The organism is Pseudomonas sp. (assembly GCF_030684895.1).
Lineage (GTDB): Bacteria > Pseudomonadota > Gammaproteobacteria > Pseudomonadales > Pseudomonadaceae > Aquipseudomonas.
On record NZ_JAUXXP010000069.1, the window covers coordinates 23487 to 48205 of the forward strand.

At 58.8% G+C, this 24719-nt stretch carries 22 protein-coding genes; 16 read left to right on the top strand and 6 right to left on the bottom strand.

Features of this window, described 5'->3' with window-relative positions:
- Positions 1-47 precede the first annotated feature (47 nt).
- Positions 48-866, bottom strand: coding sequence for a hypothetical protein (locus tag Q8M42_RS15525; RefSeq protein WP_304862889.1), 819 nt, complete (start codon positions 864-866; stop codon positions 48-50).
- A 482-nt stretch (positions 867-1348) separates the two neighbouring features.
- On the opposite strand from Q8M42_RS15525, the gene fadB reads away from it, so the two are divergent.
- From fadB to Q8M42_RS15555, 6 genes are all read left to right on the top strand, one after another.
- A complete protein-coding gene (gene fadB / locus Q8M42_RS15530; RefSeq protein WP_304862891.1) occupies positions 1349-3496 on the top strand; it encodes a fatty acid oxidation complex subunit alpha FadB in 2148 nt (715 codons plus the stop codon).
- A gap of 30 nt (positions 3497-3526) precedes the next feature.
- A complete protein-coding gene (gene fadA, locus Q8M42_RS15535) occupies positions 3527-4702 on the top strand; it encodes an acetyl-CoA C-acyltransferase FadA (RefSeq protein WP_090248066.1) in 1176 nt (391 codons plus the stop codon).
- Between the two features lie 86 nt (positions 4703-4788).
- Positions 4789-5025 carry a DUF1653 domain-containing protein gene (locus Q8M42_RS15540; RefSeq protein WP_090387350.1) on the top strand — a complete coding sequence of 79 codons (237 nt, stop codon included), beginning with the start codon at positions 4789-4791 and terminating at the stop codon, positions 5023-5025.
- A 124-nt stretch (positions 5026-5149) separates the two neighbouring features.
- Entirely contained in the window at positions 5150-7759 is a 2610-nt protein-coding gene (gene topA, locus Q8M42_RS15545; protein ID WP_304862902.1) for a type I DNA topoisomerase, read from the top strand.
- Between the two features lie 71 nt (positions 7760-7830).
- A complete protein-coding gene (locus Q8M42_RS15550; protein ID WP_304862905.1) occupies positions 7831-8349 on the top strand; it encodes a DUF6586 family protein in 519 nt (172 codons plus the stop codon).
- Positions 8350-8427: 78 nt separating this feature from the next.
- The gene (locus tag Q8M42_RS15555) at positions 8428-8661 is read left to right on the top strand and encodes a hypothetical protein (RefSeq protein ID WP_090248059.1); all 234 of its coding nucleotides are present in this window, start codon (positions 8428-8430) and stop codon (positions 8659-8661) included.
- 112 nt (positions 8662-8773) lie between these two features.
- On the opposite strand, the gene sulA is transcribed toward Q8M42_RS15555, so the two are convergent.
- Both sulA and lexA read right to left on the bottom strand, forming a co-directional pair.
- Positions 8774-9250, bottom strand: coding sequence for an SOS-induced cell division inhibitor SulA (gene sulA / locus Q8M42_RS15560; RefSeq protein WP_304862911.1), 477 nt, complete (start codon positions 9248-9250; stop codon positions 8774-8776).
- Positions 9251-9401: 151 nt separating this feature from the next.
- Positions 9402-10013, bottom strand: a complete 612-nt coding sequence (gene lexA / locus Q8M42_RS15565; protein WP_160084936.1) for a transcriptional repressor LexA — start codon at positions 10011-10013, stop codon at positions 9402-9404.
- A 272-nt stretch (positions 10014-10285) separates the two neighbouring features.
- Here lexA and Q8M42_RS15570 point away from each other — a divergent pair, with 272 nt between their 5' ends.
- Genes Q8M42_RS15570 through Q8M42_RS15585 form a run of 4 tightly spaced genes read left to right on the top strand, consistent with a single transcriptional unit; the run spans position 10286 to position 13333 of the window.
- Entirely contained in the window at positions 10286-10993 is a 708-nt protein-coding gene (locus Q8M42_RS15570) for a TetR/AcrR family transcriptional regulator (RefSeq protein ID WP_304862916.1), read from the top strand.
- A 47-nt stretch (positions 10994-11040) separates the two neighbouring features.
- On the top strand, positions 11041-11565 hold the full coding sequence (locus Q8M42_RS15575; RefSeq protein WP_304862919.1) for a L,D-transpeptidase: 525 nt from the start codon (positions 11041-11043) through the stop codon (positions 11563-11565).
- 21 nt (positions 11566-11586) lie between these two features.
- Positions 11587-12585, top strand: a complete 999-nt coding sequence (gene nagZ, locus Q8M42_RS15580) for a beta-N-acetylhexosaminidase (RefSeq protein WP_304862922.1) — start codon at positions 11587-11589, stop codon at positions 12583-12585.
- Positions 12586-12595: 10 nt separating this feature from the next.
- The gene (locus Q8M42_RS15585; RefSeq protein ID WP_304862925.1) at positions 12596-13333 is read left to right on the top strand and encodes an S-methyl-5'-thioinosine phosphorylase; all 738 of its coding nucleotides are present in this window, start codon (positions 12596-12598) and stop codon (positions 13331-13333) included.
- 279 nt (positions 13334-13612) lie between these two features.
- Here Q8M42_RS15585 and Q8M42_RS15590 read toward each other — a convergent pair whose 3' ends face one another.
- Together Q8M42_RS15590 and mfd are read right to left on the bottom strand one after the other, a co-directional pair.
- Positions 13613-14152 carry a CsiV family protein gene (locus Q8M42_RS15590; protein ID WP_304862928.1) on the bottom strand — a complete coding sequence of 180 codons (540 nt, stop codon included), beginning with the start codon at positions 14150-14152 and terminating at the stop codon, positions 13613-13615.
- Between the two features lie 11 nt (positions 14153-14163).
- Positions 14164-17601, bottom strand: a complete 3438-nt coding sequence (gene mfd, locus Q8M42_RS15595; RefSeq protein ID WP_304862931.1) for a transcription-repair coupling factor — start codon at positions 17599-17601, stop codon at positions 14164-14166.
- 131 nt (positions 17602-17732) lie between these two features.
- Here mfd and Q8M42_RS15600 point away from each other — a divergent pair, with 131 nt between their 5' ends.
- Positions 17733-19199 carry a glyceraldehyde-3-phosphate dehydrogenase gene (locus Q8M42_RS15600; protein ID WP_304862934.1) on the top strand — a complete coding sequence of 489 codons (1467 nt, stop codon included), beginning with the start codon at positions 17733-17735 and terminating at the stop codon, positions 19197-19199.
- 64 nt (positions 19200-19263) lie between these two features.
- Here the strand turns inward: Q8M42_RS15600 and Q8M42_RS15605 are convergent, their stop codons facing one another.
- Positions 19264-19824, bottom strand: coding sequence for a chalcone isomerase family protein (locus Q8M42_RS15605; RefSeq protein WP_304862936.1), 561 nt, complete (start codon positions 19822-19824; stop codon positions 19264-19266).
- A 271-nt stretch (positions 19825-20095) separates the two neighbouring features.
- On the opposite strand from Q8M42_RS15605, the gene Q8M42_RS15610 reads away from it, so the two are divergent.
- The 5 genes from Q8M42_RS15610 to nqrE are packed head-to-tail and all read left to right on the top strand — an operon-like array spanning position 20096 to position 24708.
- Entirely contained in the window at positions 20096-21433 is a 1338-nt protein-coding gene (locus Q8M42_RS15610) for a Na(+)-translocating NADH-quinone reductase subunit A (RefSeq protein WP_304862938.1), read from the top strand.
- A 3-nt stretch (positions 21434-21436) separates the two neighbouring features.
- Positions 21437-22648: an NADH:ubiquinone reductase (Na(+)-transporting) subunit B gene (locus Q8M42_RS15615; protein ID WP_304862940.1), complete on the top strand. Its 1212-nt coding sequence runs from the start codon at positions 21437-21439 to the stop codon at positions 22646-22648.
- Entirely contained in the window at positions 22641-23429 is a 789-nt protein-coding gene (locus Q8M42_RS15620; RefSeq protein ID WP_304862941.1) for a Na(+)-translocating NADH-quinone reductase subunit C, read from the top strand. Before Q8M42_RS15615 ends, Q8M42_RS15620 begins: the two co-directional genes overlap by 8 nt.
- Positions 23426-24100 (top strand): NADH:ubiquinone reductase (Na(+)-transporting) subunit D, encoded by a 675-nt coding sequence (locus Q8M42_RS15625; protein ID WP_304862943.1) that lies wholly within the window; start codon positions 23426-23428, stop codon positions 24098-24100. Before Q8M42_RS15620 ends, Q8M42_RS15625 begins: the two co-directional genes overlap by 4 nt.
- Positions 24100-24708 (top strand): NADH:ubiquinone reductase (Na(+)-transporting) subunit E, encoded by a 609-nt coding sequence (nqrE, locus tag Q8M42_RS15630; RefSeq protein WP_090387314.1) that lies wholly within the window; start codon positions 24100-24102, stop codon positions 24706-24708. The genes Q8M42_RS15625 and nqrE overlap by 1 nt, the downstream gene beginning before the upstream one ends.
- The last annotated feature ends 11 nt before the right edge of the window (positions 24709-24719 follow it).

Consider the following 24719-nt stretch of genomic DNA (forward strand, 5'->3'; position numbering starts at 1 on the left):
ACGGCCAGGCAGGCCGGTAAAGCGAATACGGATGGCAGCGGTCGCGATCAGAGGTTAGCGGCCGCGTACTGGCCGGAAATCTGTTCAATGCCCTGGATGATGGTGTTGGAATACTTGTTGACCAGAAATGGCACGCTGTTTTCGTTGTAATTAATCAGCGACTTTTCAATATAGCGCCATTTGGTAGCGACCCCTTCCCAGGATTGCTTGAGCTGCGGTGTGTTCTTCGGGTCTTTCTCCAGTGCCGCCATCTTGCTGGCGAATTCGCTGACCAACTCCTCGATTGGTCGTGCATCGCCGCCGCCCATAAAGGTGGCGCCTACCGAGGCGCTGCGCGAGGCGTAATCCACGGCAATACCTTGCATCAGAATGCTCTGCTCGCGGCTGCGTTGGGTTAGCGCAGGCACGCTGTAGCTGCCTTCCTGTTGAATCTTGGTATACAGCTCCTGGCTCAGGGTCATCAGCTGCTGGTTGCGGGCTGCCAGGTCGGCTACTGGTTGCAGGTCGGTAAAGCCCTGGCTCTTTAGTGCGTTGATCAGGTTGTTGAGGTCGATCTGATAACCCTTCCATTGCTGATCAAGCTGCGAGCGCAGCGCTTTGGCGCCTTCGCCGGGCATATCGGTCAGTGCTGTCAGGTGGCTATTCACCTCGCTCAGCGAGTCATTGATCATCCGCGCGTAGCGTTGGTCACCTTCCATGCCATTGAACATATAGAAGTCGCCAAGGGATTTTTGTGCAGCCAGGCGCAGTTGGTGCAGTTTCAGCAGGCTGGTGGCGGCATCTGCAGCCTGGGTTACGGCGCTGAACAGGGGGAGGGTGATCGCGAGCAGGGTGCTCAAAACAATGGCAAGCATGCGGCTCGACATGGGCAAAACTCCGTGCGCCCTTGATTGGGCTCTAATTGTTTTTGTTTTGGCTACGGGCGGTCTAAAACGGCCGTATTGAAACGACTGTACCTGCAGCCAAATCATTTGGCTAGGTATGCGCTGGATCACACTTCTCTTGGCAGAGTTGCCGAAGTAACCGTATATCGCTGCGGATGGCCGCCTGTTCGCCGCAGAGTAATCCACCCGCCTGGGTAAGCCTGAACGTAATTTTTTGTACGCCTTTGCAGTCACTACAGGCCAATTGACAAGTAGAGGCTTTTCCTTGAAGGTGTGCACACCCAAATCAAACGGGCGTATGAATTGAGCGTTTACCTTAAGAGGTACCGCCTTTACAGCCCGATTATCGCGTCGGTGGGTGTGCCAGGCTGATTGGGGCTACTCTGAGACGGCTATGCCGTGGAGTAGCTTGCTGGTTGGCTCCGATGTGTACTGTTCAGCTTCCATACCGTGGAGATCAGTTGATGATTTACGAAGGTAAAGCCATCACGGTTAAGGCTCTTGAGAGTGGCATCGTCGAATTGAAATTCGACCTCAAGGGTGAATCCGTCAACAAATTCAACCGTCTTACCCTCAATGAACTGCGTCAATCCGTTGATGCGATCAAGGCCGATGGTTCGATCAAGGGCGTGATTGTCACCAGTGGCAAAGACGTATTTATCGTCGGCGCCGACATCACCGAGTTCGTCGACAACTTCAAGTTGCCGGACGAAGAACTGGTGGCTGGCAACCTCGAAGCCAACAAGATCTTCAGTGATTTTGAAGACCTCAATGTTCCGACTGTTGTCGCGATCAATGGCATCGCCCTGGGCGGTGGTTTTGAGATGTGCCTGGCCGCGGATTACCGCGTCATGGCCGAAAGCGCCAAAGTTGGCCTGCCGGAAGTCAAGCTGGGCATCTACCCAGGCTTCGGCGGCACCGTGCGTCTGCCACGGATTATCGGTACCGATAATGCCGTTGAGTGGATTGCCGGTGGTAAAGAAAACAAAGCGGCTGACGCCCTGAAGATGGGTGCAGTGGATGCCGTGGTTGCTGCTGACAAGCTGCAAGCCGCTGCTCTGGACCTGATCAAGCGCGCCATCTCCGGCGAGCTGGACTACAAGGCCAAGCGTCAGCCGAAGCTGGAAAAGCTCAAGCTCAACGCGATTGAGCAGATGATGTGCTTCGAAACTGCCAAAGGTTTCGTCGCAGGCCAGGCCGGCCCGAACTACCCGGCGCCGGTTGAAGCGATCAAAACCATTCAGAAAGCCGCCAACTTCGGTCGCGATAAAGCGCTGGAAGTGGAAGCTGCTGGCTTCGTCAAACTGGCTAAAACCCCGGTTGCTGCCAGCCTGATCGGCCTGTTCCTGAATGATCAGGAACTGAAGAAGAAGTCCAAGCAGTACGACGAAATCGCCAAAGACGTGAAACTGGCTGCCGTACTCGGCGCTGGCATCATGGGTGGCGGTATCGCCTACCAGTCCGCTTCCAAGGGCACCCCGATCCTGATGAAGGATATCCGTGAAGAGGGTATCCAGATGGGGCTGGCCGAGGCTTCCAAGCTGCTCGGCGGTCGCGTTGCCAAAGGTCGTATGACTGCAGCGAAGATGGCTGAAGCCCTCACTGCGATTCGTCCAACCATGTCCTACGGCGACTTCGGCGCTGTCGACATTGTTGTCGAAGCCGTGGTTGAGAACCCGAAGGTCAAGCAGATCGTGCTGGCCGAAGTGGAAGGCGTGGTTAAAGAAGACGCAATCCTCGCGTCGAACACCTCGACCATTTCCATCAACTTGCTGGCCAAGGCCCTCAAGCGTCCGGAAAACTTCGTCGGCATGCACTTCTTCAACCCGGTGCACATGATGCCGCTGGTTGAAGTGATTCGTGGCGAGAAGTCCAGCGACGTAGCCGTGGCTACCACCGTTGCTTACGCCAAGAAAATGGGCAAGACCCCAGTTGTGGTCAACGACTGCCCAGGCTTCCTGGTTAACCGCGTGCTGTTCCCGTACTTCGGTGGCTTCTCCAAGCTGCTGGCATTCGGCGTGGACTTCGTGCGTATCGACAAGGTCATGGAGAAGTTCGGCTGGCCGATGGGCCCGGCGTACCTGTCCGACGTGGTCGGTATCGACACCGGTCACCACGGCCGTGACGTAATGGCTGAAGGCTTCCCGGATCGTATGGCGGTTGAAGGCCGTACCGCAGTTGACGTGATGTATGAAGCAGATCGCCTGGGCCAGAAGAACGGCAAAGGCTTCTACTCCTACGAAATGGACAAGCGCGGCAAGCCGAAGAAGGTTTCTGATCCGGTTGCCTACGATCTGCTCAAGTCCATCGTGACCGAGCAGCGTGAAGTGACTGATGAAGACATCATCAACTTCATGATGATTCCTCTGTGCATGGAAACCGTGCGTTGTCTGGAAGATGGCATCGTTGATACCGCAGCTGAGGCCGATATGGGCCTGATCTACGGCATCGGCTTCCCGCCGTTCCGCGGTGGTGCGCTGCGTTACATCGATACCGTCGGTGTAGCCGAGTTCGTTGCCCTGGCCGACAAATATGCCGAGCTGGGCGCGCTGTACACCCCGACTGCCAAGCTTCGCGAAATGGCCGCTAACGGCCAGAAGTTTTTCGGTTAATCGCGCAACGACTAGAGCGAGAGTGAATTTATGAGCCTGAATCCTAGAGATGCAGTCATCGTCGACTTCGGTCGTACCCCGATGGGTCGTTCCAAGGGCGGCATGCATCGCAACACCCGTGCCGAGACCATGTCGGCCAACCTGATCAGCGGCGTGCTGGCACGTAACACCAAGCTGGATCCAGCTGAAGTGGAAGACGTGATCTGGGGCTGCGTTAACCAGACCCTGGAGCAGGGCTGGAACATCGCGCGCATGGCGTCGTTGATGACCCAGATCCCGCACACCGCTGCTGGCCAGACTGTAAGCCGCCTGTGCGGTTCGTCCATGAGCGCGCTGCACACTGCTGTGCAGGCGATCCAGACCGGTAACGGTGACGTATTCGTCATCGGCGGTGTGGAGCACATGGGCCACGTTGGCATGATGCACGGCGTCGATCCAAACCCGCACCTGTCGCTGTACGCGGCTAAGGCCTCGGGCATGATGGGTCTGACCGCTGAAATGCTCGGCAAGATGCATGGCATCAGCCGTGAGCAGCAGGACGCATTCGGTGAGCGTTCGCACCGTCTGGCCCACAAAGCTACCGTCGAAGGCAAGTTCAAGGATGAAATCATCCCGATGCAAGGCTACGACGAGAACGGCTTCCTGAAGGTTTTCGACTACGACGAAACCATTCGTCCGGAAACTACCTTGGCAAGCCTGGCTGCACTGAAGCCTGCGTTCAACCCGAAAGGCGGCACCGTGACTGCAGGTACGTCCTCGCAGATCACTGACGGCGCTTCCTGCATGATCGTCATGAGCGCCCAGCGCGCCCAAGACCTCGGCATTCAGCCAATGGCAGTGGTTCGCGCCATGGCAGTGGCCGGTGTTGATCCGGCTATCATGGGTTACGGTCCAGTACCGTCGACTCAGAAAGCGCTTAAGCGTGCTGGCCTGACCATCAATGACATCGACTTCTTCGAGCTCAACGAAGCCTTCGCTGCCCAGGCCCTGCCTGTGCTGAAGGACCTGAAAGTGCTCGACAAGATGGAAGAAAAGGTCAACCTGCATGGCGGCGCGATCGCCCTGGGTCACCCGTTCGGTTGTTCCGGTGCGCGTATCTCCGGTACCCTGCTGAACGTGATGAAGCAGAATGGCGGCACCTTCGGTGTGTCGACCATGTGCGTAGGTCTCGGCCAAGGCATCACCACCGTCTTCGAACGCCTCTAAGCTTCAACGGTGTAAGAGATGGAAAAAACCGGGGCCCAGTGCCCCGGTTTTTGTTTATCAGCAGAAAATCTTCAAGGACATGCCTCATGCAGCTACAGCCCGGCCTCTACCGCCACTACAAAGGCCCTGAATACCGTGTGTTTGGCGTAGCCCAGCACTCCGAAACGGAGCAGGCGATGGTGGTCTATCAGGCGCTGTATGGCGAGTTTGGCTTGTGGGTACGACCGTTGGAGATGTTCTGCGAAAGCGTTGAGGTGGACGGCGAGACGGTTCCACGCTTTGCTTTGATTCAGGCTGAAACCGCACTCTTTACTCGGCCTTGAGCTGACATCGGGCCACTGCTGCGCTTGACCTCGGCCGGACCACCACTATATATAGCGGTGCCGCGCTAGCAGGCAGCACAGCGCCTCCCGCATTTTTTATCGAATTTCAGGAATTTTCCAATCCATGGGCAAATCGCTGGTCATCGTGGAATCCCCGGCCAAGGCCAAGACCATCAACAAGTACTTGGGCAACGAGTACGTGGTGAAGTCGAGCATCGGCCACATCCGTGACCTACCCACCAGTGGTTCGGCGAGCACCGCCAAAGAGCCGGTCAAGCGTGGTAAAGCCGCTGCAGGTGAAGTACCGGCGCTGTCGCCCAAGGAAAAAGCCAAGCGTCAGCTGTTTGCGCGCATGGGGGTTGATCCTGAACACGGCTGGAAGGCCAAGTACGAGATCCTTCCGGGCAAAGAGAAGGTGGTCGAAGAGCTGCGCCGTTTAGCCAAGGACGCTGACACCATCTATCTCGCAACCGACTTGGACCGCGAGGGGGAAGCCATTGCCTGGCACCTGCGCGAATCCATCGGTGGCGACGACAGCCGCTACAAGCGCGTGGTGTTCAACGAAATCACCAAGAAGGCCATTCAGGAAGCGTTCTCCAAGCCCGGTGAGCTGGATATCAACCGGGTCAACGCCCAGCAGGCGCGGCGCTTCCTCGACCGCGTAGTGGGTTACATGGTCTCGCCGCTGCTGTGGGCGAAGATCGCCCGTGGCCTGTCTGCCGGTCGTGTGCAATCGGTAGCGGTGAAGCTGGTGGTAGAGCGCGAGAAAGAGATCCGCGCTTTCGTCCCGGAAGAATACTGGGAAGTACACGCTGATCTGGGCACCGCCAAAGGCGCCAATGTGCGCTTTGAAGTGGCGCGTGAGAACGGCGCAGCCTTCAAACCGCTGAATGAAGCCCAGGCCATGGCGGCCCTGGCTACGCTGAAAGCCTCCAGCTACAGCATCACTAAACGCGAAGACAAGCCGACCAGCAGCAAGCCTTCGGCACCGTTTATTACCTCCACCCTGCAGCAGGCAGCGAGCAACCGCCTGGGCTTTGGGGTGAAGAAGACCATGATGATGGCCCAGCGTCTGTATGAGGCCGGTTACATCACCTATATGCGTACCGACTCGACCAATCTCTCGGCGGATGCCGTGAGCATGGTGCGTGACTTTATCGAAGGCGAGTTCGGCAAGAAGTACCTGCCGGCCAACCCGATTGCCTACAGCAGCAAGGAAGGCGCCCAGGAAGCGCACGAAGCGATTCGCCCTTCCGACGTCAACCTTAAGCCGACGCAATTGTCGGGTATGGAGCGCGACGCCGAGCGTTTGTACGAGCTGATCTGGCGCCAGTTCGTGGCCTGCCAGATGCCGCCGGCTGAGTACCTGTCGACTACCGTGACCGTCACTGCTGCGCAGTTCGAGCTGCGTGCCAAGGGACGTATCCTTAAGTTCGATGGCTACACCCGGGCGTTGCCGCAGCTGAGCAAGCCGGGCGATGACGATGTATTGCCCGAAATGAATCAAGGTGAAGTGCTCAAGCTGGTCAAGCTCGATCCGAGCCAGCACTTCACCAAGCCGCCTGCTCGCTACTCGGAAGCCAGCTTGGTTAAAGAGATGGAGAAGCGCGGTATTGGTCGACCTTCGACCTACGCTGCAATTATCGGCACTATTCAGGATCGCGGTTATGTGGCGCTGCACAACCGTCGTTTCTACTCCGAAAAGATGGGCGATATCGTCACTGAGCGTCTCTGCGAGAGTTTCTCTAATTTGATGGACTACGGCTTTACCGCCGGCATGGAAGAGCATCTGGACGACGTAGCCCAGGGCGAGCGCGAGTGGAAGCATGTGCTTGATGAATTCTACGGTGACTTCAAGAAGAAGCTTGAAGTGGCAGGCGACAGCGATGGTGGTATGCGCGCCAATACACCAACGCTCACGGATATTGCTTGTCGCGATTGCGCTCGGCCGATGACTATTCGTACCGCCTCGACAGGTGTATTCCTTGGCTGTTCCGGTTATGCATTGCCGCCCAAAGAGCGCTGCAAGGCGACGGTCAATCTGGTTCCGGGCGATGAGATTGCTGCGGACGATGAGGGGGAGTCGGAATCGCGTGTGCTGCTTGGCAAGCATCGCTGCCCAATCTGTTCGACCGCGATGGATGCCTACCTGCTTGATGAGACCCGCAAGCTGCATATTTGCGGTAATAACCCCGATTGCAGTGGTTATGAAGTGGAGCAGGGCCAGTACCGCATCAAGGGCTACGAAGGCCCGAGCCTGGACTGCGACAAGTGTGGCAGTCAGATGCAGCTCAAGACTGGCCGTTTTGGCAAGTTCTTCGGTTGTACTAACAGCGAGTGCAAGAACACCCGCAAACTGCTGAAAAGCGGTGAAGCGGCGCCGCCGAAAATGGACCCGGTGAAGATGCCGGAGCTCAAGTGCGAGAAGGTCAACGACACCTACATCCTGCGCGATGGCGCTTCGGGTCTGTTCCTGGCTGCCAGTCAGTTCCCGAAAAACCGCGAAACCCGCGCACCGCTGGTGTTGGAACTGATCCCGCATCGCGACGAGATCGATCCCAAGTACCACTTTCTCTGCGACGCACCGAAGAAAGACCCGCAAGGCCGTGCCGCGGTGATCCGTTACAGCCGCAAGACCAAAGAGCAGTACGTGCAGACCGAGGTCGATGGCAAGCCGACGGGCTGGCGTGCGTTCTTTGATGGTGGCAAGTGGAAAGTCGAAGACAAGAGCTGATTTAGCACAACGCGCGCCTGTCCCTGGCCAGCGCGCGTATGCTTATCCAATCCGTTATGGAGCGCGCCGCAATGGCCAATGAACTCTATACCCGCACCAATCAGAAAATTTTCTACGCCGGCCTGGCGCTGGAGTCCTGGCGCAAAGCCGAGCAGGGTCAGAGCATGAATGCCCTGGCTTTGATCCAGGCCGAGCGTGAGGCTGCGTTGTTTCATCTGTACGGTGCGCTGCTCGGCCTGTGCCATGAGATTGCCGGTTACTACCGTTTGCCGGATAGTGCCGCGCCGCGTGCCGAGCGCTTTCTCACTGATGAGGTGTTACAAGCAGCGCCGAGCCAGGAACTGGGTGAGCTGGTCGAGCTGGCGCAGGCAGCCGATAGCTGGGTAGCTCAGCTGCTCAAGGCCTATGCCGAGCTGTTTCAACCGCCGCAGGCCGGTAAAAAAGCCAAGGTCGATCCTGCAACGCCGTTGATCACAGCGGTCAGCCTGGATGAAGAAGTTGCGCCCTTGGCGCAGGCGACGCTTGAGGTCTGGCGTCAGCAGTTGAAGGCTCTGGCGCAGCGTTTTCGGCAAACCTTAAGCGAGTGGTGAGAGGCTGATTGGACCGGCGGACTAGGGCGAGCCCGGGTCGGCTGTTACACTGTTAGCCTATTGTGGAGAGCTAAGCCAATGCCTACATCATTCCTGGAAATTGTTGAATTGCCCGACGGGCGCATTGCCTTGCGTCGTGCAGAGGATGAAGAGTCGCTGGTAGTGCTGGATTTCTCTGCTGATGCCAAGGCATTTCTGCAGGGGCAGCACGTCGAGGTGGCCAAGGCCATGCTCAATGTCGGTGTGCAGATGGCGGGGCGCCTGGCGGAAAATAATTTTCAGCAGGAAGAAGGGCCACGGGTTCTGCATTGATTGCAGAACACCTTTGGACTCAGAGTTAGAGCGTTCTGCTCGCGTTAGCTGTTTCTTAAATCAGGTTTCTAATGGCTGAAACGCACATTCCTTGTGCGTGACCTTTGGCCAATTACCCCAGACTGATATTTAGGCTTTGCGCTTTGCCCTGGCGGGCCGCTTGCTCAAGCTGTTGCCGCGCTTCGCGTTCCAGTGGGTGCAGCCAGCTAACTACGGTATGACTGCGGCCCAGCGTCAGTGCCTGTTGCGCCAATTCCAGCGCACTTTGTTCGCCGCGTGGGTGCAGCAGCAGGATACGTTCGCGGTTCAGGCCTGCTTCGCGCAGCCAAGCCTGGGTAAGGCTTGAGGGTGGCGCGATCAGGGTTAGCCAGCGTGCGTCGTGGTTGTCGCTAAGCTCACGCAGAATCGGCGCGAGAAGGTTCAGGCAGTGCCCGGCTGCGCCACGCAGCGACAGTTCACTGAACGCCTCTGTCCCATCATCCTGCCAGGGCAGCTCAGCGCTATCGGCAAGTAATGGCGTCACCGTTGATGCCAGAAACGCATCGAACAAAGGCAATTGTGTACGGTTCAGTGAATGTGGGAACTGCATAGATCCTCCACTAGCAGGTGGTTGAAAACTACCTGCGTTGTCGATACTGCGTTAAAAATGCCCTCGGAATACTCATTTACAGCCGTAAACTCCGCTTCCTCGGCCATTTTTTCCTTGTCTCGCCTGCCTCGCCTACGTTTTCAACGGCCTGCTAGCGGCGGATAACGCCGACGCTCAAACCTTCAATAATCAGGTCCTGTTCTTCCAGGTTTACTTCGATCGGTGCGAACTCCGGGTTTTCCGCAATCAGCCAGACCTTATTGCCTTCGCGTTTGAAACGTTTGACGGTCACTTCATCGTCGAGGCGCGCCACCACTACTTGGCCATTTCGTGCTTCGCGGGTGGTGTGAACGGCCAGCAGGTCACCATCGAAGATGCCAATGTCTTTCATGCTCATGCCGCGTACGCGCAGCAGGTAGTCGGCCTTGGGGTGGAAGAAGTCTGGATTGATCTTGCAGGACTCTTCGACATGTTGCTGCGCCAGAATCGGCGCGCCTGCGGCAACGCGACCAATCACCGGCAGGCCTTCGTCCTCCTCGGCATTGGGTTCGAAGCCTGGAATGCGAATGCCGCGTGAAGCCCCGGGAGTCATTTCGATGGCACCCTTACGAGCCAAGGCCTTGAGGTGCTCTTCCGCAGCGTTGGGGGATTTGAAACCCAGTTTCAAGGCGATTTCCGCTCGGGTAGGCGGGTAGCCGTTGTCTTCAAGACACTGCTTGATGAAGGCGAGAATTTCAGCTTGGCGCGGCGTCAGTTTTAGCATGGTCGGCTCTGTTTTTTTGTACAGTGACTGGGATTATATACAGTGATCGGCGGTTGGCAATCCTTGTGTTCTGATCTCTACTCAATTGACCTCCATATCGTCTGTTGCAGCGCACTGTTACTCGGGCCGCGTGCGGGGCGTCTAGCTAGGGTTAGCCTGTGCCTTTAGCGGATGTCTGTGACCACCCGGCCATAAGATGGTTTGCCCGGCTTGACAAGGCGGGCGGCTGAAACGTATGTTTCAAACAAGTGTTTGTTCAGATGAAAAGAGTCATGGCCCAGTCGGAAACCGTTGAACGCATTCTCGATGCGGCAGAGCAGCTTTTTGCGGAGAAAGGTTTCGCAGAAACCTCTCTACGTTTGATCACCAGCAAGGCAGGGGTAAACCTGGCTGCGGTGAATTACCACTTCGGCTCGAAGAAGGCCCTGATTCAGGCGGTGTTCTCGCGCTTTCTCGGGCCTTTCTGTGTAAGCCTGGAGCGGGAACTGGATCGCCGTCAGGCCAAGCCGGAAACCAAGGTCAGCCTGGAAGAGCTACTTGAGTTGCTGGTCGAGCAGGCACTGGCAGTAAAGCCGCGTAGTGGTAATGATCTTTCAATCTTTATGCGCTTGCTGGGCCTGGCCTTTAGCCAGAGCCAGGGGCACCTGCGCAAGTACCTCGAAGAGGTGTACGGCAAGGTGTTCCGCCGTTACATGCAACTGGTGCATGAAGCTGCTCCACGCATTCCTCCACTGGAACTGTTCTGGCGTGTGCACTTTATGCTCGGCGCCGCAGCGTTCAGCATGTCCGGGATCAAGGCTCTGCGGGCCATGTCGGAAACCGATTTCGGGGTTAACACCTCGATTGAGCAGGTGATGCGCCTGATGGTGCCGTTTCTGGCTGCCGGCATGCGCTCGGAAACCGGCCTGACCGACGAAGCTCTAGCCAGCGCCCAGCTCAAGCCGCGCACCAAGACTCCAGCCATCCCCAGCAAAGTTTGACCTCGGCGGGTGGGCTTGGTGGATGCTATCCGCTAAGCTAGCCGCCCATGGTTGCTCTCGATTTCCTGCATATTTCCCTCGCTGATCAGTGCCTGTATGGCTTTGCCAACGGGCAGCTGCAGCTGCGCCTGAGCGTTTCCACCGCGCTCAATGGCGCCGGTGAGCGCAATGGTTCCGGCTGCACGCCGCGTGGCCTGCACAAGGTGCGGGCGAAGATTGGTGAGGGTTTGCCAAATGCCGCTGTGCTGCGTGGGCGGCGATGGACGGGCGAGGTCTGGTCGTCCGAGTTGCATGCGCAATTTCCCGGGCGTGACTGGATTCTTACGCGCATTCTCTGGCTGAGTGGCTGTGAGCCTGGGCGCAATCGTCTGGGCGCTGTCGATACCTTTCGCCGCTATATCTACATACACGGTACGCCGGACAGCGAGCCCATGGGCGTGGCGCTGTCGCATGGCTGTGTGCGTGTGCGCAACAGCGATTTGCTGGAACTCTTTGCGCGCGTTCCGGTTCACTGTGCGGTACAGATTGCCGAGGCCGCCTGCCCCGAGTGGGCTACGGCGCCTCTTATTTAAGGACGAGTTGTGAGTTCACCCATGCAAGGTTCATTGATGCTGGATATCGCCGGCACCTGGTTGACTGCTGAGGATCGGCAGATCCTGCGTCAGCCGCAGGTGGCTGGGTTGATTCTGTTCGCACGCAATATCGAAGATCCGCGCCAGGTGCGCGAGCTGTCTGCGGCCATTCGCGCAGTGCGCCCGGATTTGCTGCTGGCGGTTGATCAGGAAGGCGGCCGGGTGCAGCGTCTGCGCCAGGGCTTTGTGCGCTTGCCGGCGATGCGCGCGCTGGCTGATAACACCAATGCCGAGCATCTGGCTGAGCAGTGTGGCTGGGTTATGGCCACCGAGGTGCTGGCTGCAGGGTTAGACCTGAGCTTTGCCCCGGTGCTGGATCTGGATCATCAGCGCAGTACCGTGGTTGGTAGCCGTTCTTTTGAGGGTGATGCGCAGCGCGCCACTTTACTGGCCGGCGCGTTTATCCGTGGGATGAACGCTGCGGGCATGGCCGCTACTGGCAAGCATTTCCCAGGTCACGGCTGGGCCGAGGCGGATTCCCATGTGGCCATCCCGGTCGATGAGCGCAGTCTGGAACAGATTCGCGCAGTCGATTTACAGCCTTTTGCGCAATTGAGTCGGCAGTTGGCTGCGGTGATGCCCGCCCATGTGATCTACCCTCAGGTGGACAGTCAGCCTGCAGGGTTTTCTCGGCGCTGGTTGCAGGACATCCTGCGTGGCGAGCTGGCCTTTGATGGGGTGATTTTCAGCGACGATCTGTCCATGGCTGGCGCCCATGTGGTCGGTGATGCGGCCTGCCGCATCGAGGCAGCGCTGGTGGCAGGTTGTGACATGGGCCTGGTGTGTAATGACCGGGCAGCGGCTGAACTGGCCTTGAGCGCTCTGCAGCGCCTCAAGGTGGAACCGCCGCAAGGTCTGGCGCGGATGCGTCGGCAGGCTTTTCCAGGTATTGAGTATCGGCAGAGCCCGCGTTGGCTTGCAGCACTTGGCAGCCTGCGCGATGCGCAATTAATCGACTGAGGAGTAATGGATGACGGTTTACGCGATTATCGGTGGTACCGGTCTGACCAAGCTGGACGGACTGACCATCAAGGCCGCGCTGCATATCGATACCCCCTATGGCGCACCCTCTGCGGCGGTGCTCAAGGGGGACTATGCCGGCCGTGAAGTGCTGTTCCTCGCCCGTCACGGGCATCCACATCGCATCCCGCCGCATCAGGTCAACTACCGCGCCAACCTCTGGGCGCTGCGCGAGGCTGGGGCTAAGGCGATCATCGCGGTGAATGCCGTCGGCGGTATCCACTCGGCCATGGGTACCGGTCATTTTTGCTTGCCGCACCAGATCATCGACTACACCTACGGGCGTGAGCACACCTATTTTGAAGGTGAGTTGGATCACGTCACCCACGTCGATTTCAGTCACCCCTATGACGCGGGTCTGCGTACCAAGTTGGCCAACGCCCTGACTGCCGAACACTGTGCGTTCAGTAATCACGGCCTGTATGGCTGCACCCAGGGGCCGCGCCTGGAAACGGTTGCCGAGATCGCGCGAATGGAGCGCGATGGCTGTGACATTGTTGGTATGACCGGTATGCCAGAAGCGGTGCTGGCCCGTGAGCTAGCTTTGCCCTATGCCTGTCTGGCGTTGGTGGTAAACCCAGCGGCCGGCAAGTCCCGCGCGCTGATCACCATGGCGGAAATCGAACGCGCCCTGGAAGAAGGCATGGGCACGGTCAAGGCCGTATTGGCGCGAGTGCTGGCCAGCTGATTGAGTCGTGTTGCAATAAAAAAAGGGCCGCGTAATGCGGCCCTTTTTTTGAGTTCTTAGAAGCTAGTTAGGATCTTGCGAGCTAGAGCCATGCAAGGCGCTACGTAGTAACAGCCTATGGCTGGTCAAAGCGGCGAGGAAGCGGAGTTTACTGATGTAAATGAGCAGTACTCGCTTCGCTCGCCCTTCGTGCCGCGCTGAAGCGCGTTAGCTGCAAGCGGCTTGCCGAGTCTGTTTTTAACGCACTAGGGCCGACGCGCAGCTGATCGTAAGAAGGTTCTACAGTGGGCTGACGCGAATCAGCATGCCAAGGCTGCCATTATCAACAAAGGTCAGCTCGCCGCTTTTCAGGCGGCTGCTCTGCTTGATGCGCTCGCTGTCGTTGAGGATGCCGCTGGCGTCGAGCTGGTTGACCCAGATGTCGCTGTCCAGCTCGATCACGCGGCCAGCCTTGAGGCTGATGGTGCCTTCGACGGGGTAGTGGCCGAACTGTTCATTGCCGGTGCTGATGGCAACGCGGCTGCTCGACTCGCCCAGGTTTTGCGACCAGGCCTTGTGCAGCAATACCTGATAACCGTTGGACGGGCTGAGTTTGCCGGCTTCGGCATTCAGTGCGGTGCTGCGGCTGTTGCTGCCATCCACCGGCAGCGCGTTCTGCGCCCAGTTGTCGGGCGGCAGCTGGCCGGCGGAAATCGGCGTGACGGCCTGGCGGAAGACGATGACTTCAACCTGATAGAGGCTTTCAGCCAGGGCAGCTGTGCTGCTTAGCAGGCCCAGCAGGAGAAGCGGCAGCAGGGCCAGGGTGCGGAATGCGCGCATGGGTCAGTCCTTTAGGTTGAAGGTGTCAGGCGCTCGAACAGCGCCTCTAAGGTGTTGAATCGTTCTTCCGGGCGCTCCATGGCTACCTGGATTTTAAACATCGTCGCGCCTTCGAACTTGTAGCGGTTCGGCGCGCTCTGGATCAGCTTGATCAAGGTGAGCGGATCGACGCAGGTATCGGCGGCGAATTCGATACGTCCGCCTTGCGGGCCGGCATCGACCTTCTTGATCCCCAGTTTTTCCGCCTGCAGCTTCATCAGGGTGATGCGTATCAGGTTCTTGCTTGCATCCGGCAGTAGGCCGAAACGGTCGATCATCTCCACTTGCAGCTCTTTCAGGCCATCCTCGTCGGCAGCGTTGGCGATGCGTTTGTAGAGGATCAGCCGCGCATGCACGTCGGGCAGGTAATCCTCGGGGATCAACGCCGGTACGCGCAGGTTGATCTCCGGGCCGCCGCCGAGTGGCTGGTCGAGGTTGGGCTGCTCGCCCTTGCGGATCGATTTCACTGCGCGTTCGAGCATTTCCATATACAGGGTGAAACCGACCGCCTGGATCTGCCCGCTCTGGCCGTCGCCGAGCAGCTCGCCGGCACCGCGGATTTCCAGGTCATGGGTGGCCAGCAGGAAACCGGCGCCGAGGTCCTGAGCGCCGGAGATGGCTTCCAGACGTTTTTGCGCATCGTCGGTCATCTGCTTGCGCGGCGGCGTCAGCAGGTAGGCATAGGCCTGGTGGTGACTACGGCCGACGCGGCCACGCAGCTGATGCAGTTGAGCCAGGCCGAACTTGTCGGCACGCTCGATGATGATGGTGTTGGCACTCGGTACATCGATACCGGTTTCGATGATGGTCGAGGCGATCAGCACGTTGAAGCGCTTGTGGTAGAAGTCGCCCATCACCTGTTCCAGCTCGCGCTCGCGCATCTGCCCGTGGCCGATGCCTATGCGTGCTTCGGGCACCAGTTCGGCGAGGTCGGCGGCGCATTTCTCGATGGTTTTCACATCGTTGTGCAGGTAGTACACCTGGCCGCCACGCAGCAGCTCACGCAGCAGCGCTTCCTTGATCGTCGGGTTGTTCTGCTCCATGACGAAGGTGCGCACCGACAGGCGCCGTGCCGGCGGTGTGGCGATGATCGACAGGTCGCGCATGCCGGCTACGGCCATGTTCAGGGTGCGTGGAATTGGTGTGGCGGTCAGGGTAAGGATGTCGACTTCGCTGCGCAGGGCCTTGAGCTGCTCCTTCTGGCGCACGCCGAAGCGGTGCTCCTCGTCGATGATCACCAGGCCCAGGTTGCTAAACTTGACGTCTTCCTGCAGCAACTTGTGGGTGCCGATCACGATATCCACCTTGCCCTCGGCCAGCTGCTGCACGGCGTCGCTGACTTCTTTTGCGCTTTTGAAGCGGCTCATCACCTCGACTTTTACCGGCCAGTCGGCGAAGCGGTCGCGGAAGCTGTTGTAGTGCTGCTGGGCGAGCAGGGTGGTCGGTACCAGCACCGCCACCTGCTTGCCGCCATGCACGGCGATAAAGGCTGCGCGCATCGCCACTTCGGTCTTGCCGAAGCCAACATCGCCGCAGACCAGGCGGTCCATCGGCTTGGGCGCGAGCATGTCGTCATGCACCGCGTCGATGGCGGCTTGCTGGTCCGGGGTTTCCTCGAAGGGAAAACCGGCGCTGAAGGTGGCGTAATCGGCTTTCGGGTCGGCAAACGCATAGCCTTCGCGGGCGGCGCGGCGGGCGTAGATGTCGAGCAGTTCGGCGGCGACATCACGCACCTGTTCGGCGGCCTTGCGCTTGGCCTTTTGCCAGATTTCCGAGCCTAAGCGGTGCAGCGGGGCGAGGGCGTCGTCGCTGCCGGTGTAGCGCGCGATCAGGTGCAGGCTGGCCACCGGCACGTAGAGCTTGGCTTCCTCGGCGTACATCAGGGCGAGAAATTCGGCGGTCTGGCCGTCGAATTCCATGGTCACCAGGCCCAGGTAGCGGCCGACGCCATGGTCGATATGCACCACCGGTGCGCCTTCGCGCAGCTCGGTAAGGTTCTTGATGACGTTGTCGCCGCCATCGCGAGATTTCTCCCGGCGCCGGCGCTGCATCACGCGTTGGCCGAACAGCGGACTTTCCGCCACCAGGGCCAGGTCTTCGAGCAACAGGCCGTCATCCAGCGGGGCGATGCAGATGCCTAAGCGCTGTTTGCTGGCGGTAAAGGCTGGCCAGCTGTCGAATTCGTTGGGCTTGAGCTTGAGGCGTGCGAGCAATTCCAGTAGCACTTCGCGCCGTCCCGCGGATTCGGCGCAGAACAGTACGCGGCCAGGGTATTCCTCGATAAAGCGCCGCAGCGCCGCCAGTGGCTCGCCGGCCTTGGCTTGAATCGCCAGATCGGGCAGTGGTTTGGCGTTGAAACGCAGGCGACCGACGCCTTCTTCGATATCGTCCTGGCTGACCACCACCCGTGGCCAGTTTTTCAGGCGGGCAAAGCAGTCTTCCACTGGCAAGAAGATATCGGCCGGCGGCAGCAGCGGGCGTTCCGGGTCAATGCGGCGATCCTCGTAGCGGCTGCGTGCATCTACCCAGAACTGCTCGGCGGCTTTTTCGATGCCCGGCAGGGAAAACACCTGGGTGTCGGCGGGCAAGTAGTCGAAGAGGGTGGCGGTTTCCTCGAAGAACAGCGGCAGGTAGTACTCGATACCGGCCGGGGTGATGCCGGTGCTGAGGTCTTGGTAGATCGGGCAGCGGCGGAAATCCACGTCGAAGCGTTCGCGAAAGCGTCCGCGGAAATCGGTAACGGCTTTCTTTTCCAGCGGGAATTCGCGCGCCGGCAGCAGCTTGATCGACTCGACCTTGTCGATGGAGCGCTGGTTTTCCGGATCAAAGGTACGCAGGGTTTCGATTTCATCATCGAACAGGTCGATACGGTAGGGCAGGCGGCTGCCCATCGGGAACAGGTCAATCAGTGCGCCGCGTACAGCGAATTCGCCATGTTCGTACACCGTGTCGACGCAGCGATAGCCGGCGGCTTCCAGGTTGCTGCGCATCTGGTTGACGTCGAGTTGCTGGCCGACCTGCATGACCAGGCTGCTGCCGAGCAGAAAACGCTTGGGCGCCAGGCGGTGTAGGGCGGTGGTGATCGGGACTACCAATACACCGTGTTTCAGTTCAGGCAGGCGATAAAGCGCGGCGATGCGTTGGGAAATGATGTCCTGGTGCGGCGAAAACAGGTCGTAGGGCAGGGTTTCCCAGTCAGGGAAATGCAGCACCGGCAAATCCGGAGCGAAAAAACTCAGCTCCTCTTGCAGGCGCTCGGCGCTCTCGCTGCCTTCCGTCAGCAGCAGGGTGAAGCGTTTGGCATTGCTGGCGGCTTCGGCAATCGCCAGGCTCAGCGCGGCACCGGGCAGGTTGCCCCAGTGTTGTTTGCCGGCAGTGGCCGGCAGGGACGGTAGACGCAGTACAGGCACGGGCGGCTCACGGTCAGGACACAAGGTCGGCGATTGTAGCGGGCGTTTATATGCGGTGTCAGTTACGACAGTCGTGCATTGCTCATGCTGCCCTGCGCCGTCATAATGTAGCCCCTTTTTTCAGCCCCTACATGTGGAAGGTACTGCCCGTGACTCAGAAGCCCGACCAGTGTCTCGGTGAGTGGATCGATCGAGAAGCCCTTGCGGAAGCGATGATTCCGATGATTGGCCAACTCTACCGTAACAACAACGTGGTCACCTCGATCTACGGCCGTGGTCTGATCAACCGTTCGGTGATCGACATTCTCAAGGCCCACCGCTTCGCGCGTCACCGCCTGACCGGCGACAGCGAACTGTCGGTGCACGATACCTTCCTGGTGCTCAAGGCCATGAGCGAGCTCAAACTGGGCGCCGCTTCGGTGGACCTGGGCAAGATGGTCAGTAAGTTCAAGGCTGAAGGCCAGGGCCGCAGCATCGAACAGTTCGTCAAGGACGAGCTGGTTGAAGTGGCCGGTAAGCAGAACAGTGAAGCCCGCGAAGGCACCGACGTGGTGCTCTACGGCTTCGGTCGTATCGGTCGTCTGCTGGCGCGCATCCTGATCGAGAAAACCGGTGGTGGCGACGGCCTGCGTCTGCGCGCCATCGTTGTGCGCAAAGGCGCGACCAATGACCTGGTCAAGCGCGCCAGCCTGCTGCGCCGCGACTCGGTACACGGCAAGTTCGATGGCACCATTACCATCGACGAAGAAAACAACACCCTGACGGCCAACGGCAACCTGATTCAGGTGATCTACGCCAAGTCGCCAGCCGAGGTGGATTACACCCAATACGGCATCAAGAACGCTCTGCTGGTCGACAACACTGGTGTATGGCGTGACGCCGAGGGCCTGGGCCAGCACCTGGCTTGCCCTGGTGTTGATCGCGTTGTTCTGACCGCGCCTGGCAAGGGCGCGCTGAAGAACATCGTGCACGGCATCAACCACGGCGAAATCACCCCAGAAGACAAGATCATCTCGGCCGCTTCCTGCACCACCAACGCCATCGTGCCGGTGCTCAAAGCGATCAATGATCAGTACGGCATCGTTAATGGTCACGTCGAAACCGTTCACTCGTACACCAACGACCAGAACCTGATCGACAACTTCCATAAAGGCGACCGCCGTGGTCGCAGCGCACCGCTGAACATGGTGATCACCGAAACCGGTGCTGCCACCGCTGCTGCCAAGGCGCTGCCTGTGCTGAAAGGCAAGTTGACCGGTAATGCCATTCGCGTACCAACGCCGAACGTGTCGATGGCCATTCTCAACCTCAACCTTGAGAAAGCCACCAGCCGTGAGGAAGTCAACGAGTACCTGCGCCAGATGGCCATGCACTCCGACCTGCAGAAGCAGATCGACTTCGTCCAGTCGCAGGAAGTGGTCTCCACCGACTTCGTCGGTTCGCGTCACGCCGGTGTGGTCGATGCTGAGGCCACCATCTGCAATGACAACCGCGTTGTGCTGTACGTGTGGTACGACAACGAGTTCGGTTACAGCTGCCAGGTGGTTCGCGTGATGGAAGACATGGCCGGGGTTAACCCGCCCGCCTTCCCGCGCTAAGCGCAGGCAATGCATAAAAACGGGAGCTTCGGCTCCCGTTTTTTATGGTCTGGAATTTCGGGAATTAGTCGGCCAGCAAGCTAGTGCGCAACTTATCTGACAGGCCGTTGGGCGACAGCCAGATGCCCAGGTAGGCCCTGGCCAGGGCTGGGTCCTGGCTGGTGTAGACGACCTTGCCATTCACTTCCAGGGTCAGGCCGCTGCCTGCGTTGAAGTTCAGCGCGTAACGGTCGCCTGGGCGAATATCCCTGAACGTGGCATGCAGGGCGTCTACTTCGGGGCGCAGGCGCTGCAGTGTAGTGGCGTCGTGCTGGCGTTCGAGGGTGACCCAGGCCGCCTTGATCACGTCTTGGCTGTCGATGTTGCGGAAGTAGTAAAGCTCCAGACGTTGTGTGAGTGGCTTGGCGACCGCCTGGCTGGCACTGGCCTCGGTTGGGGCATAAAAAGCGGCCGCGTAGACATCGGCCCACAGGTAAGTCAGTACGCTCTGGTTCTTGCGTTCCAGGCTGTTCTGCTCAAGCTCGTGGGTGGCGGCGAAGTTGGCTTCTTGCAGGCGTTCGCGGTTGCTGGCGAATAACTCGCCGCTGAGCAGCAGTAGGGTGGTAAGCGCGAGTAGCAGGCGCATGGCAGGGCTCCGGTTGGTCTATTAGTCTTATGTCGCGCGCGGCGGCTTGGCAGTCAAGCCGCCATCTGTTGCCTTCTGTTACGTTAAACCGGATAAAAGCAAGCGCTTGGGTGGCCAGTGGCCGAAGGTGCGACTTATAATCGGCCAGATTTTTTCCCGCGACCGACATCCTGCAAAGCGCCTGACGTGTTTTTGGCGTTGTGCCGCATTTTTCTGCGTTGGTGTCGTCCGTATTCTAAAAAAGCTTATAAATCAGTGGTTAGGCAAACCTATGATCAAAATAAAACATGGGCTTGATTTGCCCATAACAGGCGTGCCGGCGCAGCGCATTGAGGCTGCAAGGCCGGTGCGTAGCGTCGCCGTCATAGGCTTCGATTATCACGGTATGAAGCCTTCGATGGAGGTTCAGGTCGGTGACCGGGTCAAGCTTGGCCAGGTGCTGTTCTCGGACAAGAAGTCGCCAGGCGTGCAATACACCGCTCCAGCCGCAGGCGTGATCAGCGCCATCCATCGCGGAGAGAAGCGGGTACTGCAATCGGTGGTAATCGATGTCGAGGGCGATGAGCAAATCACCTTTGATCAGGTAGCGGTGGATCAGCTGGCGACTGTCGGCGACGCCAAAGTGCGTGAAGTGCTGTTGCAATCGGGCCTGTGGACCGCATTGCGCGCTCGTCCGTTCAGCAAGGTGCCGGCTGCTGATGCGCAGCCGAGCTCGATTTTCGTCACCGCCATTGATACCCACCCGCTGGCAGCCGATCCGGCTGTGGTGATTGCCGAGTACGCCGCCGACTTTACTAACGGTCTGCAGGTGCTGAGCAATCTGGCCAAGGTATTTCTGTGCAAGGCTGAGGGTGCCAGCCTGCCTGGCGAGCAACTGAGCAAGGTGCACACCGAAGCCTTCGCCGGCCCGCACCCAGCGGGCTTGCCGGGTACGCACATCCACTTCCTCGATCCGGTCAGCGCCAGCAAGAGCGTCTGGTCGATCAATTATCAGGACGTGATTGCCGTCGGCAAACTGTTCACCACCGGGCAGCTTTGGACCGAGCGTGTTGTCGCACTGGCCGGCCCTGTGGTTGAGCAGCCGCGCCTGCTGCGCACGCGCCTGGGCGCCAGCCTCAGCGAGTTGACGGCTGGTCAACTGCAGCCTGGTTTCAACCGGGTTATTTCCGGCTCGGTGCTGGGTGGTCGTACCGCGCAGGGCGCTTTCGCCTTCCTCGGTCGCTATCACCTGCAGGTGTCCTGTCTGGTTGAAGGGCATGAGCGTGAGCTGATGCATTACCTGCGTGCCGGGGTCAACAAGCACTCGGTGATGAACATCTTCGTTTCCAAGCTCAATGCTGCGAAGAAGTTCGCCTTCTCCACTACTACCAATGGCAGCCCGCGCGCCATGGTGCCGGTGGGTAACTACGAAGCTGTGATGCCGCTGGATATTTTGCCAACGCAATTGCTGCGCTACCTGATCGTCGGTGACACCGAGATGGCTCAGAAACTGGGCTGCCTGGAACTCGATGAAGAAGACCTTGCGCTGTGCACCTATGTCTGTGCCGGCAAGTATGAGTACGGCCCGATCCTGCGCGATAACCTCGCCCGTATTGAGAAGGAGGGTTAAGTCATGGGTATTCGTGCATTCCTCGACAAAGTCGAGCATAACTTCGAAAAAGGCGGCAGATACGAGAAGTGGTACGCCCTCTATGAGGCTGTCGACACCTTCTTCTATCGCCCTGGCAGCGTAACCAAGACCACCGCCCACGTGCGTGACGGCATCGACCTCAAGCGCATGATGATCACCGTGTGGTTGTGTACCTTCCCGATGATGTTTTTCGGCATGTGGAACACCGGTTATCAGGCCAACCTGATCTTCGCTAACAGCCCTGAACTACTGGCCGCCCAGGAAGGCTGGCGCTTCGCGCTGATCGGCTCGATGGCCGGGTTCGACCCGAACAGCCTGTGGGATAACTTTATCCAGGGCGCGGCTTACTTCCTGCCGGTGTATGCCACGGCGTTTATCGTCGGTGGCTTCTGGGAAGTGCTGTTCGCGTCGATCCGCAAGCATGAAGTCAACGAAGGCTTCTTCGTCACCTCGGTACTCTTTGCCCTGATTCTGCCGCCGAGCATTCCGCTGTGGCAGGTCGCCCTCGGTATCAGCTTCGGCGTGGTGATCGGCAAGGAAGTGTTTGGCGGTACTGGCAAGAACTTCCTCAACCCGGCGCTGACCGGTCGTGCCTTCCTGTTCTTCGCCTACCCGGCGCAGATGTCCGGTGATGCGGTATGGACTGCGGTGGACGGCTTTGCCGGTGCCACTTCGCTGAGCCTGGCGGCTGCTGGCGGCATCGACAACGTGATCAATAATGGCATTACCTGGATGGACGCCTTTGTCGGCACCATTCACGGCTCGCTCGGCGAGACCAGCACCCTGGCCATTGCCATCGGCGGCCTGGTGTTGCTGATCACCAAGATTGCCGCCTGGCGCATCGTCGCTGGTGTGATGCTGGGCATGGTTGGTCTGAGCTTGTTGCTCAATGCCCTCGGCTCGACCACCAACCCGATGTTTGCCATGCCCTGGTACTGGCACCTGGTGGTGGGTGGTTTTGCGTTCGGTATGTTCTTTATGGCCACCGACCCGGTGTCGGCGTCCATGACCAATACCGGCAAGTGGATTTTCGGTGCCTTGATCGGTGTGATGGTGGTGTTGATCCGTGTGGTCAACCCAGCGTTCCCGGAAGGCATGATGCTGGCGATTCTGTTCGCCAACCTGTTCGCACCGTTGATCGACCACTTCGTCGTTCAAGCCAATATCAAGCGGAGGCTGGCGCGCAATGTCTAGTCAAAAAGAATCCACCGTCCGCACACTGGTGGTGGCCCTGTTGGTCTGCCTGGTGTGCTCGGTGTTTGTTGCCGGTGCAGCCGTGGCGCTGAAGCCGACCCAGGTGGACAACCGTCTGCTGGACAAGCAGCGCAGCATTCTGGCGATCGCCGGTCTGGGCGATGCCAGCATGTCCAGCGCTCAGGTTAAGGACATGTTCAAAGGCACCATCAGCGCCAAGCTGGTGGACCTGCAAACCGGCAAGTTTTCCGATGCCCAAGACCCAGTCACCTTTGACCCGCTTAAAGCCTCCAAGGACCCGAAACTGTCCTCGGTGCTCAAGGGCAGTGATGACATTGCCGGGATCAAGCGTCAGGAGCGCTTCAGCACCGTGTATGTGGTGGAGAAGGATGGTCAGGTTGAAACCCTGATTCTGCCGGTGCGTGGTTACGGTCTGTGGTCGACCCTGCATGGCTTTATCGCCGTCAAGGGCGACCTCAATACCGTGGTTGGCATGGGCTTCTACCAGCACGGCGAAACGCCGGGCCTGGGTGGCGAAGTCGACAATCCGAAGTGGAAAGGCCAATGGCCAGGCAAAACCCTGTTCGATGAGGACGGCAAACTGGCCGTGCAAATCGTCAAGGGTGGTGTCGATGCACAGAGCCCCAAGGCCGTGCATCAGGTTGATGGCCTGGCGGGCGCTACCCTGACGAGTAATGGGGTGGACAACCTGCTGAAGTTCTGGCTCGGCCAGAATGGCTTCGGTCCGTTTATCGCGAACCTGCGTGCAGGGGAGGCTTGATCATGTCGCAGCCGACTATTAAAGAAGTCCTGCTTAATCCGATTTTCAACAACAACCCCATCGGGTTGCAGATTCTCGGTATCTGTTCCGCTTTGGCGGTGACCTCGAACCTGAAAACCGCGCTGGTGATGTCTGCCGCGCTGACTCTGGTAACCGGGTTCTCCAACCTGTTTATCTCGATGATTCGCAGCCAGATCCCTGGCTCGATTCGCATGATCGTGCAGATGGTGATCATTGCTTCTCTGGTAATCGTGGTTGATCAGGTGCTCAAGGCCTTTGCCTTCAGTCTGTCCAAACAGCTCTCGGTGTTTGTCGGTCTGATCATCACCAACTGCATCGTGATGGGCCGCGCCGAAGCCTTTGCCATGCAGAACCCGCCAGTGCTGTCGTTCTTCGATGGTATCGGTAACGGTCTGGGCTACAGCGCCATGTTGATTGCCCTAGGCATCATTCGTGAGCTGTTTGGCGCAGGCAAACTGATGGGTTACGAGATCATTCCGGTGATCAACGACGGTGGCTGGTACCAGCCTAACGGTATGCTGCTGCTGCCGCCTTCGGCGTTCTTCCTGATCGGTCTGTTTATCTGGGGTATTCGCGTCTGGAAAAAAGACCAGATCGAGAAGCCGAGCTTCAAGATGGCGCCTCAGGTTTCCAATAAGGAGGCCTACTAATGGAGCACTACATCAGCCTGTTCGTCCGTGCGGTGTTTGTTGAGAACATGGCCCTGGCGTTCTTCCTCGGCATGTGCACCTTTATCGCCATCTCGAAAAAGGTCGAAACCGCCATTGGTCTCGGTATTGCCGTAGTGGTGGTGCTGGGTATCACCATGCCGGTGAACAACCTGATCTACACCAACCTGCTCAAGGACGGTGCGCTGGCCTGGGCCGGTTACCCACAAGTCGATCTGAGCTTTCTCGGCCTGCTGACCTTTATCGGCGTGATCGCGGCGATCGTACAGATCCTCGAGATGACCCTGGATAAGTACGTGCCCTCGCTGTACAACGCCCTCGGCGTGTTCCTGCCGTTGATCACTGTGAACTGCGCCATCATGGGTGGCTCGCTGTTTATGGTCGAGCGTGACTACAACCTGGCGGAAAGCACCGTCTATGGTGTCGGCGCCGGTGTTTCCTGGGCCCTGGCGATTGCCGCTCTGGCGGGGATTCGCGAGAAGCTCAAGTACAGCGATGTACCTGAAGGTCTGCAGGGACTGGGCATCACCTTTATCACCATCGGTCTGATGTCTCTGGGCTTCATGTCCTTCTCCGGCGTGCAGTTGTAAGGAAGGGATGA

Coding starts and splice junctions, on each gene's coding strand:
- Q8M42_RS15525 (WP_304862889.1), bottom strand. CDS start 866: ATGTCGAGCCGCATGCTTGCCATTGTTTTGAGCACCCTGCTCGCGATC.
- fadB (WP_304862891.1), top strand. CDS start 1,349: ATGATTTACGAAGGTAAAGCCATCACGGTTAAGGCTCTTGAGAGTGGC.
- fadA (WP_090248066.1), top strand. CDS start 3,527: ATGAGCCTGAATCCTAGAGATGCAGTCATCGTCGACTTCGGTCGTACC.
- Q8M42_RS15540 (WP_090387350.1), top strand. CDS start 4,789: ATGCAGCTACAGCCCGGCCTCTACCGCCACTACAAAGGCCCTGAATAC.
- topA (WP_304862902.1), top strand. CDS start 5,150: ATGGGCAAATCGCTGGTCATCGTGGAATCCCCGGCCAAGGCCAAGACC.
- Q8M42_RS15550 (WP_304862905.1), top strand. CDS start 7,831: ATGGCCAATGAACTCTATACCCGCACCAATCAGAAAATTTTCTACGCC.
- Q8M42_RS15555 (WP_090248059.1), top strand. CDS start 8,428: ATGCCTACATCATTCCTGGAAATTGTTGAATTGCCCGACGGGCGCATT.
- sulA (WP_304862911.1), bottom strand. CDS start 9,250: ATGCAGTTCCCACATTCACTGAACCGTACACAATTGCCTTTGTTCGAT.
- lexA (WP_160084936.1), bottom strand. CDS start 10,013: ATGCTAAAACTGACGCCGCGCCAAGCTGAAATTCTCGCCTTCATCAAG.
- Q8M42_RS15570 (WP_304862916.1), top strand. CDS start 10,286: ATGGCCCAGTCGGAAACCGTTGAACGCATTCTCGATGCGGCAGAGCAG.
- Q8M42_RS15575 (WP_304862919.1), top strand. CDS start 11,041: ATGGTTGCTCTCGATTTCCTGCATATTTCCCTCGCTGATCAGTGCCTG.
- nagZ (WP_304862922.1), top strand. CDS start 11,587: ATGCAAGGTTCATTGATGCTGGATATCGCCGGCACCTGGTTGACTGCT.
- Q8M42_RS15585 (WP_304862925.1), top strand. CDS start 12,596: ATGACGGTTTACGCGATTATCGGTGGTACCGGTCTGACCAAGCTGGAC.
- Q8M42_RS15590 (WP_304862928.1), bottom strand. CDS start 14,152: ATGCGCGCATTCCGCACCCTGGCCCTGCTGCCGCTTCTCCTGCTGGGC.
- Q8M42_RS15600 (WP_304862934.1), top strand. CDS start 17,733: ATGTGGAAGGTACTGCCCGTGACTCAGAAGCCCGACCAGTGTCTCGGT.
- Q8M42_RS15605 (WP_304862936.1), bottom strand. CDS start 19,824: ATGCGCCTGCTACTCGCGCTTACCACCCTACTGCTGCTCAGCGGCGAG.
- Q8M42_RS15610 (WP_304862938.1), top strand. CDS start 20,096: ATGATCAAAATAAAACATGGGCTTGATTTGCCCATAACAGGCGTGCCG.
- Q8M42_RS15615 (WP_304862940.1), top strand. CDS start 21,437: ATGGGTATTCGTGCATTCCTCGACAAAGTCGAGCATAACTTCGAAAAA.
- Q8M42_RS15620 (WP_304862941.1), top strand. CDS start 22,641: ATGTCTAGTCAAAAAGAATCCACCGTCCGCACACTGGTGGTGGCCCTG.
- nqrE (WP_090387314.1), top strand. CDS start 24,100: ATGGAGCACTACATCAGCCTGTTCGTCCGTGCGGTGTTTGTTGAGAAC.